This is a genomic window from Candidatus Accumulibacter similis (assembly GCA_013347225.1).
Lineage (GTDB): Bacteria > Pseudomonadota > Gammaproteobacteria > Burkholderiales > Rhodocyclaceae > Accumulibacter > Accumulibacter similis.
Genome location: CP054595.1, coordinates 876525 through 888281, shown reverse-complemented (window position 1 = coordinate 888281; position 11757 = coordinate 876525). Strand labels below are relative to the sequence as shown.

Below are 11757 nucleotides of genomic sequence, written 5' to 3'. Positions count from 1 at the left end.
TGGCTGGGTTCTGGCCAGCATGCCGGCCAGAACCCAACGCCTGGAAGCCTTTTCACGGCCTTGATCGTCATTCAGGCCACCCCACGGTCGCGGCACTCCTCCGGCGATGTGACGAGAGCATGTGCGGCCATCGGTTCTAACGATCCTCATCCCAGTGCGGCGCTGCGTCACCGACTACCTCAGCATTGCGGGCCCTCGAAGACTACATCGGACAGGGATGCGCTGCTTCCGGGCAAGTGGCCGGAATGATGATCAAGGCCCTTTTCACGACGCTGGTGGTTCCGCTACCCCACCAAAAGCTGACGGCTGGGCGGGGAAATGCACCTACCCAAAGAGGTGTGCGAGGAAGTCGCTGAGGGTATCATCGGCATGTTCCGGAATGCGGCGGTGGAGCGGATCGAGGGGGATGAGTACAAACCATAGTAGACGACGGGACGGCGTGCGCTTATGCTGTCCATCAGCGCTGGCACGCGCAGATTCTCGCAATGTCTGCCTAGGTAGTGCGTAAGGATGGGTGGGGAGCAGTTGCCCGGGATGATGGCGCCGTGCGGGATCGGGCGCTGCGTGAGAAGGCAGACCGTTTCCCCGTAATAGGTTCGGCAACAGGCAAACGTGAACGGAGAAACGTAATGATTAAGGGTTTCCTTCTGACGATCGTATCTGCGCTCGTGATTGGATGTTCCTCCTTTCAAAACGGTGTGACGACGGGGGCAGTATCGCCTCTGCCGTCATTCGACCAGCCCGCACCGCCGTGGGAAAGTGCTGCGAAGTGGGAGCAACTAACCCCGGAACTGCGGATTCGGGGTCGTGAGATCGAGTTGCAAGGTCGTGTTCAGTCATACTTGGCGACGCGTGGTTATCGTTTAGGACCGGGTGCTCAGTTGGACTTCGATAAGGCGATAACACGCGGCGCGCGTGAGATTCAGGATCACCCCGTATCGCGGCAACGCGAAGAGACTGAGAAGGCGATCCGGCACCTGCAGACGGTTGTCGATGCGATGATCGCGGAGTCAAAACGGATCCCCGGCTACGAGGTGCGAAGCTATCGTGCGATCGGGGAGGAGACTCTCATGGCCGCTCTGCGGAAGCTTTGCCCTTTGTGGCCGATATGCGATGGTCCGAGGTAGGGTATATGGACAACGCTGCCTTCACACTAGCTGCCGACTCAGCGAAGGAGATCGTCAAGTATTCGACTGCGATTCTCACGGTGACTATAACGTTCGCCAAAGACACGCTTCTTGCCGATAGAAAGACGGTGCCTTGGTGTCTCGGAACAGCTTGGATGTTCTACCTCTTGTCGATACTCGGGGGACTTTGGACCCTCCTCGCGCTTACCGGCCAGTTGGCTTCGGCGTCGTCGACACCTGGCACGCTGTTTGCCCCGAACATACAAATCCCAGGCTTGCTGATGGTCCTCTCATTCGTCCTTGGGCTCGTGCTAACTGTAGTCGCAGGGTGGCAATCGGTGCGCAGAATTGGTGTCCTTGTCGATGCAGCAGCCGACGCGGCGCCAGTCCCACACCAAACGGAAGGGGCGCCAATTCCCGACGGTCTGCCCACACAGGAGCAAGCACCTCCCGACCGAGGCGTGCAAACCGACGCATGAAAGTCCCGCGCGGCTGATGCCTGAGTCGTTGCGTATCAGCTATCCTCCTCATTCTACGACCGCGATGGGTCGCGCGCTGTCCATTCCCCACCACCTACCGGCAGCCCCCGATGAACCGGTCGTAGGTGTCATCCTCACCCTCTTCTCCATCGCTCGCCCAGCGCGGATAGAACTTGGGAACGATCAGCAGCGACAGCACGCGCTCGAACGTGTCCGAGTTGTGCCTCATTTCCCGCAGCATCTCGCCGTCAGGCGCATTCTTGAGCCACAGATTCGCCGGCACGAGTTGCTCCTCCGGGCGCTAACGCACCGGGATCGGCCACACGAGTGCCGGTGAGCCTTCGCGTGAGCACTATTGTGCTCGCACGCAGGGGTCTGTTAGTGGCTGCGAAGAACCGCGGATATCTGGCGCGCCACTTGGCGGCGAAATAGCGAATCGCTCCGCGCCGATGTGGCCCACGGCGTAGCGCGTCCATCCGACCCGCTGCTCCAGCCCGTGTCCGCGATCGCCAGCCCCTCTCGCGTGAACATTCGTTCACACCCGTGAGCAAACGTTCACAGATCGGAAGAAACGCTCCCGCTCTGTGAACAAACTGCCCCGGCGTCGCCATTGAATCTTCCGGGGCACCTCGACGACCATGGACTCCAACTGAACTGGTGGATCGAAGCAAACCTTGGGGGGACCGATCATGCGTACGTGCCGGAAGTTCAAACATTTTGATCCGCTCACGGGTCAAGTTCCCTACTGGCCCTTTCCCGACCTGGGCAGTGTGGTCTGGCGTGCTCGCCGGATCTTGAGCGGGCGCAGCAGCGACCAGATCCATGATCTTGCCAACCATACCCACGACCTCATCGCGGAGTACTTTGCTGAGGCCCGGCAAATCGAGGTGTGCCGGCTCGCCTCGAAGGGCTTGGAGGAGTTCCTGGAAGTCGGCGCGTTCGGTGGCGGCGTGGGAATCAACCTCGACCGAATCGACGAACTCGATTTCCCGAAACCTGAGAACACCAGCGAGCTCGACGCTCTGGAGGCGTCCATCGGTCGATGGCGGCAGGTCTTCGGAGAAGGCGTCGCTGCTCCGGATCTCTGCGAGTGCCTGGCCACTCTCGCCTTGTGCCAAGTGGGCGATGCGGTCCATCGACTGTATTACCAGTACGACTTCCAGACGCTTGAGTACGTCCGCCGGAAGGCCAAGACGGTGCAGCCCAACGATTTCATCTTGGCGGCACAAGCGGCCCTCTCGGCGTTGGAGGCTGTGGGCCGCGCCGAGCGTCTGCTCGAAGCCAGGGGCGCCATCACTTCAGCGGGTGAGCAGGAGCAAGCTGTCACGCCACCGGTCAGCTCTGGGCTTGGCGTCGCCACAGAGCAGACGTTGGCAGAGCGCGGGGACGACGCGCGGCAGAGGTCTGAGCGAGCCCGACAGCTGGCCACGCTGCGCTTGGCCAACCGCAATGCAACTCGTGCGGCCGTGCTGGCCGAGTGGGATCGCGATCCCCAACTGCAGAAGATGAGCCACGCCAGAGCCGGCGTCCGTCTAGCCGATTGGCTGGCCAGCCAGGATCTGGAGCGTTTCGAGCCGCGAACGATCGCGCAGTGGATTTCGTGTTGTAAAAAAACGACCCTTCAGCGCCGCTGACCGTACAGAGTGCGGGCGCAGACCGTACGGAGTGCGCCGCACTCGTATTTCTTTTCTTTTTCGCGATCCCGATGATGACCCTGCCCCAACACCACAGGAGTCATCATCATGGAAGCCCACCCACGAGCCCGGCGATGGCCTGAGCCACCGCGCCATCCAGGGCCCGCACCGGCACAACCACCGGCCGTCGCGTCGGCTCGCTCGGCGCCGAGAATCGAATCGTCCCAGGCCGCACTCGAACCCGCGCCGCTGACGGCTGCCGAGCCGCACTACCTCAACGAGGGTGAACTCGCCCGTCGCTGGGGCCTCTCGCCGAAGACGCTTCAACGCTGGCGCGGCATCGGTGTCGGACCGGTCTTCGTCAAGTTCTCGCGCCGCGTCGCCTATCCGCTTGAAGGCTCCGGCGGCATTCTGGACCTCGAGCAGCGCAGCCGGTACCGGAGTACCAACGAGCGCGTGATGGAAGGAGACCGGCAATGACCGCCTCCACCCTCCACGAGATCCAGGCGACTCCCGTTGCCGAACTGGCGCAACAGCCGGCCGAGGCCCTGCATCGCCTCCAACTCGATGCCGGCGATCTGCTGGCTGCAGCCAAGGCCGTCGTCGAGCACATCGACCGTGCGGTGGATCTCAGGTATGCCGACCGCGCCCGTCAGTTGCGGCTGACCAAGAGCGAGCGAGCCACCGTGGCCACCAGACTAGAAACGCTGGACCGCGGCCGTCCCAACAATCATGCAAATTTGCATGATTTCCCGGTCACGCGGGATGACGCCTTCGGGCTGGGCTACGACAGAGACCAGCATGCGCAAATTTGCGCACCCTCACTCGCGGCAAGCCCGGAAACGGGAGACCACGGCCATCCCAACAAAGATGCCAATTGGCATGATTTGCCGGTTAGGAAGGCAAATATGGCCAGAGGTGGGGATCGGCCCAGGAGAGCGGATTCAACCTTCGATTCCGCAAGGTTGCAGAATCGAACTGAGGCTTCCCAAGCCCAGGCCGCGGGCCTGCTGCAGGTCTCGCCCTGCTCGGTCGCCAGCGCCCCCAAGGCGCTCCCGCACGGCATTCCCGAACTCGTGGCCGCCGTCGATCCCACCTCGGCACGCTCCGTCGAGCCGTGCCTCCCGGCGGCAGAGCTCGAAGCGCCGCTGTACGTGCCGGCCATACCACTCACCGACTCGACCCTCTGCGACTGGATCGCCACCGCCCTCCCCGGCGAGCGCCTCCAGTATCACCAGGGGCTGTTGCTGCTCGATCGCTCCGCCACCACCAGCCCGTACCCGCCGAAAGAGCGCCAACGCATCCACGCCGTCGCCAAACGCGCCTGGCTCGCCTGCGAACTCGACCTGGTGCATCTGGTGAGCCAGCGCGTCGATCCCTTCGTCTTTCGCTACCTCGCCGTTCGCACCCGGATGACCCCCAAAGCCTCGGACGTCCGCCTGCAACTGCGCACCCCGGCGCACTGAGCGCCAAACCCTCTGACCCACACCGCAAGGAGAACATCGATGGCCATCTCGCTTTCCCAACTCAACCGCACCAGCGCGCCGAAGCCCCCGCGCATCCTGATTCACGGCGTCGCCGGTGTCGGCAAGACCACCTTCGCCGCCGGCGCCAAGCAGCCGGTCTTCATCCAGACCGAAGACGGTCTCGGCACGATCGACGCCCACCACTTCCCGATCGCGCGCTCCTTCGAAGAAGTCATCGAATGCCTGGTGACCCTCTACAGCGAGCCGCACGACTTCCAGACCGCCATCGTCGACAGCGTCGACTGGCTCGAACCGCTGATTTGGGCCAAGACCTGCAAGGAATACGGCTGGAAGGACCTCGAGTCGCCGGGCTACGGCAAAGGCTACCTCGCCACCATGGAGTTCTGGCGGCAGTACCTCGACGGATTGAATGCCCTGCGCGACGAGCGGGGTATGACCATCGTGCAGATCGCCCACACCGACATCAAGCGCTTCGACAGCCCGGAGCACGAGCCCTACGACCGCTACGGCATCAAGCTGCACGCCCGCGCGGCGGCGCTGCTGCAGGAACACGCCGACATCGTGCTCTTCGCCAACTACCTCATCAGCACCGTCAAGGCCGACGTCGGCTTCAACAAGAAGGTCAATCGGGCCCTCGGGTCCGGCGAACGCGTCATCCACACCGCCGAACGCCCGGCCTTCCTCGCCAAGAACCGCTACGGCCTGCCCGACACCTTGCCGCTCGACTGGTCCGCCTTCGCGCAGGCCATGCCGAACAGCCTGAACGCCGCGCTCGTCCATCCCTGAATCACCCATTCCCAACACAAAGGAGAAACACCATGGCTTCCCTCGGTCACACCTTCGACGCTTCGACCGTCGATCCCACCACCCCCTTCGAAGTCCTGCCGCCGGGGTCGTACCGCGTGCAGATCGTGAGCAGCGAAATGCGCGTCACCAAGGACGGTCTGGGCCAGTACCTGTTCCTCGAACTCGACGTGCTGGAAGGTCCGCATGCCGGCCGCAAGCTCTACGACCGGCTGAACCTGGTCAACGCCAACCCCGACGCCGTCGAGATCGCGCAGCGCACCCTGTCGGCGCTGTGCCGTGCCGCCGGGAAGATGCAGGTCAGCAACAGCGAACAACTGCACCTGATCCCGATTCGGGTCGACGTCAAGGTTCGCCCCCCGAAGGGCCAATACGGCGAGAGCAACACGATCCGCTATCTCGTCGAAGCCCCGCCTCCGGCAGCGACCCCGCCGGCTGCTGCTCCGGTTCGTTCGGCTCCGGTCGCGACCCAGAGCACGCTCCCCTGGAAGCGCCAGGTCTGACGCCATGCGCGCTCCCGACCTCATTGTGCTGCCCGACACGGTGTCCGCGTGTCGCGAGCGCCTGGTGGCCCTGCAGGGCGAGATCGCCTCGATCAAGACGCAGATCGCCACCGCCGACATCGCCCGCCAGGCGCGGCGCGGCACGCTCGATGCGCAGGCCTTCCATCGGGCCCGGACGGCGCTCGCGTTCAAGCAGCAGGAGGCCGCCCGGGTGTCGGCGCAACTCGCCACGCTGACGGGCGGCCTCGCTCGCGATCACTTCAAGGACACGCTGCTCGACGTCCTGCGCGAGCAACTGCCCGACGACGCTTGGCAGTCCGCACTGACGGTCGCCCGCTCGCGGCAGGGTCAGGAGGTGCGCCATGGCTGAGCTGCCGACCGTCGTCAGCCCGACTCGCGAGGCGATCTTCGCCGCCTACGAAGCCGACGCCCGCACGGGCTTCCGTGCGCACCTCGGCGCCTCACTGGTCGGCAAGTCCTGTGCGCGCGCGCTGTGGTACGACTTTCGCTGGACGACCGCCACGTTCCATCCGGGTCGCGTCCTGCGCCTCTTCGAGACCGGGCAACTGGAGGAAGCCCGCCTCGTGCGCAACCTGCGGCGCATCGGCGTGACGGTGCTCGACCTCGATCCCGAGACCGGGCGTCAGTGGCGGGTGGAGGCGCACGGTGGCCACTTCGGCGGCTCGCTCGACGCGGTGGCGCTGAACCTGCCTGAGGCGCCCAAGACCTGGCACGTGGTCGAGTTCAAGACGCATGCGAGCAAGAGCTTCGTCGAACTTGTCGCCAAGGGCGTCCGCCCAGCCAAGCCGCAGCACTGCGCGCAGATGCAGACCTACATGCGGCTGACGGGCCTGACGCGCGCCCTGTACCTGGCGGTGAACAAGGACACGGACGACCTCTACGTCGAACGCGTGGAACTCGATGTGGACGATGCCGACCGACTGCTCGCCAAGGCGGGGCGCATCGTCTTCGCGGCGCGGCCGCTCGATCGCGTCAGCGAGGATCCGGCGTGGTACGAGTGCCGGCTGTGCGCCCATGCCGAGATCTGTCGGGGTCAGGCCGCGGCGGCGGTGAACTGCCGCACCTGCCTGTCCTCGACGCCGGTCGAGGGCGGGTGGTGGTGCGAGCGCCAGCAGCGCGCCTTGTCCGACGCCGACCAGCGCGCCGCCTGCGACCAGCATCTCTATCTCCCGGACCTCGTCCCCGGCGAGCAGATCGACGCCGATACCGACTGGGTCCGCTATCAACTTCCCGGTGGCGGCTTCTGGTGCGACCGCGGCCGCGACAAATTCCAGGAGGGTTCACGATGACCCTGACCCTGCGGCCGTACCAACAGGCGGCCATCGACGGCATTTACGAGTACTTCGAGCGCGCGACGGGCAACCCGAACGTCATCATCCCGACCGGTGGCGGCAAGTCCCTGGTGATAGCCCGCTTCATCGAAGGCGTGCTGAAACCCTTTCCCGATCAGCGCATCCTGATCGTCACCCACGTGCGCGAGCTGATCGAGCAGAACCACGCCGAGCTGATGCGGCTCTGGCCCGAGGCGCCGGCCGGCATCTATTCGGCGGGACTGAAGCAGCGCGACCTCACGGCGCGCATCCTGTTCGCCGGCATCCAGTCGATCCATCGGCGCGCGCCCGATGTGGCGCAGTGCGATCTGGTGCTGATCGACGAGGCGCATCTGATTCCGCGCTCGTCGAACACCATGTACCGGCGCTTCCTCGACGGATTGAAGCGCCTGAACCCGCTGCTCAAGGTGATCGGCTTCACCGCCACGCCGTACCGTCTGGACTCCGGGCTGCTGCACGAGGGCGACGGCGCGATCTTCACCGACATCGCCTTTGAGGTCTCGGTGCGCGATCTGATCGATCAGGGCTACCTGTCCCGGCTGGTGTCCAAGCACACGCGCACGCAACTCGAGGTCGCCGGCGTCGGCACGCGCGGCGGTGAATTCATCGCCCGCGAGTTGCATGCCGCCGTCGATCGGCACGACCTCACCGAGCGCGCCGTCGCCGAGATCGTCGACTATGGGCAGACACGCCGCTCCTGGCTGGTCTTCTGCTCCGGCGTCGCGCATGCCGGACATGTTCGCGACGCGATCCGCGCGCACGGCCTCTCCTGCGAGACGATCGTCGGCGAGACGCCGAGCGCCGAGCGAGACGCATTGATCGGTGCCTTCAAGCGCGGCGAGATCCGCTGTCTGAGCAACGCGAACGTGCTCACCACCGGCTTCAACGCCCCCGGCGTCGATCTGATCGCGATGCTGCGACCGACCCAATCGGCCGGACTGTACGTGCAGATCGTCGGTCGCGGCTGTCGGCTGGCGCCGGGCAAGAGCGACTGCCTGGTGCTCGACTTCGCCGGCAACATCGCCCGGCATGGGCCGATCGACGCCATCCGGCCGAAGCGTCCCGGTGGCGGCGGCGGTGCGGCACCGATCAAAGTCTGCCCGGACTGCGCCAGCATCCTGCACGCAGCCGTGCGCGTCTGTCCCGATTGCGGCCACGTCTTTCCGCCACCGGCGCCGAAGATCGCACCCCGGGCCAGTACGCTGGCCGTGCTCTCGGCCGTCGGCAAGCCCGAATGGGTGGCGGTGAGCCGGGTGCACTACGCGCGCCATGAGAAACCGGGCAAGCCCCCCTCGCTGCGCGTCGAGTACTGGTGCGGCCTGTCCGCGCATCACGAGTGGGTCTGCGTCGAGCATGCCGGCTACCCGCGACAGAAGGCCGCGACCTGGTGGGCGGCGCGCGCGCCCGGCACGCCCTTGCCCCGGAGCGTCGACGAAGCGCTGCAGCACGCACCCGCGTTGCGGCGACCGGCCGAGATCGCGGTCCGCGCGAGCGGACGCTACACCGAAGTCGTCGCGGCGAGGTTCTGATGCGCTGCGACATTTGCCGCCGCGAAGCCCGCGGCTTGGGTTACTCCCCCCGTCTGACCCGCCAGAGCGGTCCCGATCTGTGGGCCTGCTCGATGCGGTGTCTCGACATCATCACGAGGTACCAAGGAATGATCGACCCCAACCAACATGAGAAAGCCGCTCTGCATCAGGCCAGTGTCGTCGGCGGCGAATACATCGAATCGCTCGGCCGCACTGATCTGGCGCAGTGGTCGGCGCACGAATGGGCGACGTTGATCGACGTCGTCGTCACGGCTTTCCAGGATCACCTGCGGGAAGCCTACACGCAAGACCCACCGTTCTGAGGAGGAACCATGACTGCCAGCAGTTTCATGGCGCAACTGGGCGCCAAACTCGTCGATGCCGGATTTCCGATCCTGCCGATCCAGCCGGGGAGCAAGAAGCCGGGTGTGTTTCGCCGCGGGGCGTGGCGCGATTACCCGGACTGGAGTCGCCATGGTCGGCGCGAGACCACCGATCATGAGGTCGATGTCTGGGGCAACTGGCCGGAGGCCGGCATCGGCATCGCCACCGGACGGGTAATCGGCATCGACATCGACGTGCTGAGCGACCCGCAGCTCGCCAAGCGCATCGAGGATCTCGCCCGCGAGATGCTGGGTGACACACCAGCGCTGCGCATCGGCCGTGCGCCCAAGCGTCTCCTGGTCTATCGCGCCGATCGGCCGTTCAAGGGGTTCAAGAGGCCACCGATCGATGTGCTCGGTTTGGGCCAGCAGTTCGTCGCCTACGGACTCCACCCGGAGACCGGACAGCCCTACGACTGGCCGCTGGAGAGCCTGGCTGAGATCACCCTCGACGACCTGCCGCGGATCACCGAGGCGCAGGCGCGGGCCTTCGCGGACGCTGCGATCGCGCGGGTGCCGGCAGAGCTGCGGCCAGCGCGGCTGTCCCATGCCCAAGGCGCTGAGGCAGCCGCTGGCGCACTCGGCGAACCGCGCGGCACGCTCGAGGCGATAACCGCGGCGCTCGAGCTCATCCCGAACCCGGATCTCGACTACGACAGCTGGGTGCGCATCGGTCTCGCGATCAAGGGCGCGCTCGGCGACGGCGGCTGGCCGCTGTTCGAGGCCTGGTCGGGACGGGCCGCGAAGAATGTGCCTGCAACGACCGAGCAGGTCTGGCGTGGCCTGAAGCCGGCGCGCATCGGCGCCGGCACGCTGTACAAACTGGCGCTGGAAGCGGGCTGGGAGCCCGCGCCATCGCTGCAACTCAACGGGGCGCTGGCGACGAACGGCGCCCATCCGGCGAAGGAGTTTCTCGACATGCTTGACAGCAGCAGACCGATCATCGGTTCGGTGACCGTACCCCACAAAGTAGCTACGGCGAAGATACCCCAGCCGACCTTGATGCCATCTGGTTGGAATCAGGTCGGCGGAGTCATTGCCGACATGATGCAGCTGATGGAGCGCAGCGCGAAGCGATCGCAGCCCGTCCTGGCGCTCGGAGCGTCCCTGGCCGCCGTCGGCGCGCTGATGGGGCGGAAGTACCGCACGGCGAGCAATATCCGTTCGAATCTTTACGTCGTGGGCGTTGCCGAGAGTGGCGCGGGCAAGAACAACAGTCGGCTGGTGATCAACGAGCTGCTGCACCGAGCCGGGCTGCTGCAGTACCTCGGCGGCAACAAGATCGCCTCCGGTTCGGGACTGCTGACCGCGTTGTCTCGGCATCCCTCGCCGCTGTTTCAGCTCGATGAGTTCGGCATGTTCCTGTCGGCGGCGGTCGACCGCAAGCGCTCGCCACGCTATGTCTGCGAGATCCTGGATCTGCTGACCGAGCTGTATACGGCGTCGGGCACCACCTATTTCGGCATCGAATATGCTCAGAGCCAGGCAGATATCGCGCGTCGCCCGATCCATCAGCCCTGCGTATGCGTCTACGGCACGACGACGCCACTGCACTTCTGGCAGGCGCTGCAGGCGACCAACGTCGCGGATGGCTCGCTGGCGCGCTTCCTGATCCTGCAGACCGAGGAGGACTTTCCGGAGAGCAACAAGGACTTCGGCGCCATCGATCCGCCGCAGGAGTTGATCGATCGCCTGCTGCTGATCCACCACGGCGGCGGCCGGCTCACTGGCAACCTGGCCAACGTGTCGGGCGTCGACGAGGTGGTGCCGATGCCCCGAACGGTCCCCATGAAGGATCAGGCCCGGGCCGTGTTCCGAGCGCTCGACAGCGACCTGCTGAACGACCTGCGCGCTGCGCACGGCAGCGGTTTCGCGTCGATCCTGGCGCGCATCGAGGAGAACGCCTCCAAGCTCGCGCTGATCCGCGCTGTGTCGCGTGATGCGGTGGATCCAGAGATCGAGCAGGACGACGCCGAGTGGGGCATTCTGATCGCACGGCACTGCGCCAATCAGACGATCCGTGAAGCATCGCTGCGCGTTTCGGAGAACTTGATCGAGTCGCACCACAAGCGTGCGCTGCAAATACTTCAAGAGTCAGGGCCCGGCGGGATGCCCAAGCATGAGTTTACGCGCCGGACGCAGTTCATGGATGCCCGTCAGCGCGACAGCGTGCTGAGAACGCTACAGGAAGGGAGACTGATAGATGTGACGATCCATCAGGGCCTCGGGCGTCCCAAGCAGGTGATCAATTTGCTTTGAAACAATGGCTTAGACGACCAGAAGGAGTAACTTCAGCTTTGACTAATTTCAAGCCTTACATACCCTGTGTACACAGGTACACATCGCCGCTCGCGCGAAGCCCGGCGAGAGGGAGAGAGAGAAACAGGGTATATATGAAATATATATATATATTGATATCTCTCTCTCTTCAGGGCAGCCCTTGAAAGATTGACGCTTTG

General features: G+C 64.9%; 12 protein-coding genes. 11 read left to right on the top strand and 1 reads right to left on the bottom strand.

All coding sequences use genetic code 11. The annotated features are described in order from the left end of the window. Positions 1-629: 629 nt before the first annotated feature. The gene (locus tag HT579_03970) at positions 630-1127 is read left to right on the top strand and encodes a hypothetical protein (GenBank protein ID QKS28168.1); all 498 of its coding nucleotides are present in this window, start codon (positions 630-632) and stop codon (positions 1125-1127) included. A gap of 573 nt (positions 1128-1700) precedes the next feature. Here HT579_03970 and HT579_03965 read toward each other — a convergent pair. Then, on the bottom strand, positions 1701-1889 hold the full coding sequence (locus tag HT579_03965) for a hypothetical protein (protein ID QKS28167.1): 189 nt from the start codon (positions 1887-1889) through the stop codon (positions 1701-1703). Between the two features lie 511 nt (positions 1890-2400). Here HT579_03965 and HT579_03960 point away from each other — a divergent pair. The 10 genes from HT579_03960 to HT579_03915 all read left to right on the top strand — a co-directional run bounded on the left by HT579_03960 (position 2401) and on the right by HT579_03915 (position 11557). Beyond that, positions 2401-3240 (top strand): hypothetical protein, encoded by an 840-nt coding sequence (locus HT579_03960; GenBank protein ID QKS28166.1) that lies wholly within the window; start codon positions 2401-2403, stop codon positions 3238-3240. Between the two features lie 108 nt (positions 3241-3348). Continuing rightward, the gene (locus tag HT579_03955) at positions 3349-3720 is read left to right on the top strand and encodes a hypothetical protein (GenBank protein ID QKS28165.1); all 372 of its coding nucleotides are present in this window, start codon (positions 3349-3351) and stop codon (positions 3718-3720) included. Then, positions 3717-4706, top strand: coding sequence for a hypothetical protein (locus HT579_03950; protein ID QKS28164.1), 990 nt, complete (start codon positions 3717-3719; stop codon positions 4704-4706). The genes HT579_03955 and HT579_03950 overlap by 4 nt, the downstream gene beginning before the upstream one ends. Before the next feature lie 39 nt (positions 4707-4745). Then, positions 4746-5513 (top strand): ATP-binding protein, encoded by a 768-nt coding sequence (locus HT579_03945; GenBank protein QKS28163.1) that lies wholly within the window; start codon positions 4746-4748, stop codon positions 5511-5513. A gap of 32 nt (positions 5514-5545) precedes the next feature. Further along, complete coding sequence (locus HT579_03940) at positions 5546-6034, top strand: DUF669 domain-containing protein (protein QKS28162.1); 489 nt, start codon at positions 5546-5548, stop codon at positions 6032-6034. A 4-nt stretch (positions 6035-6038) separates the two neighbouring features. After that, a complete protein-coding gene (locus HT579_03935) occupies positions 6039-6404 on the top strand; it encodes a hypothetical protein (GenBank protein QKS28161.1) in 366 nt (121 codons plus the stop codon). Beyond that, complete coding sequence (locus tag HT579_03930; protein QKS28160.1) at positions 6397-7344, top strand: oxidoreductase; 948 nt, start codon at positions 6397-6399, stop codon at positions 7342-7344. Before HT579_03935 ends, HT579_03930 begins: the two co-directional genes overlap by 8 nt. After that, complete coding sequence (locus HT579_03925) at positions 7341-8915, top strand: DEAD/DEAH box helicase (protein QKS28159.1); 1575 nt, start codon at positions 7341-7343, stop codon at positions 8913-8915. The genes HT579_03930 and HT579_03925 overlap by 4 nt, the downstream gene beginning before the upstream one ends. Before the next feature lie 128 nt (positions 8916-9043). Next, positions 9044-9238, top strand: a complete 195-nt coding sequence (locus HT579_03920) for a hypothetical protein (protein ID QKS28158.1) — start codon at positions 9044-9046, stop codon at positions 9236-9238. A gap of 9 nt (positions 9239-9247) precedes the next feature. Further along, positions 9248-11557: a DUF3987 domain-containing protein gene (locus HT579_03915; protein ID QKS28157.1), complete on the top strand. Its 2310-nt coding sequence runs from the start codon at positions 9248-9250 to the stop codon at positions 11555-11557. The last annotated feature ends 200 nt before the right edge of the window (positions 11558-11757 follow it).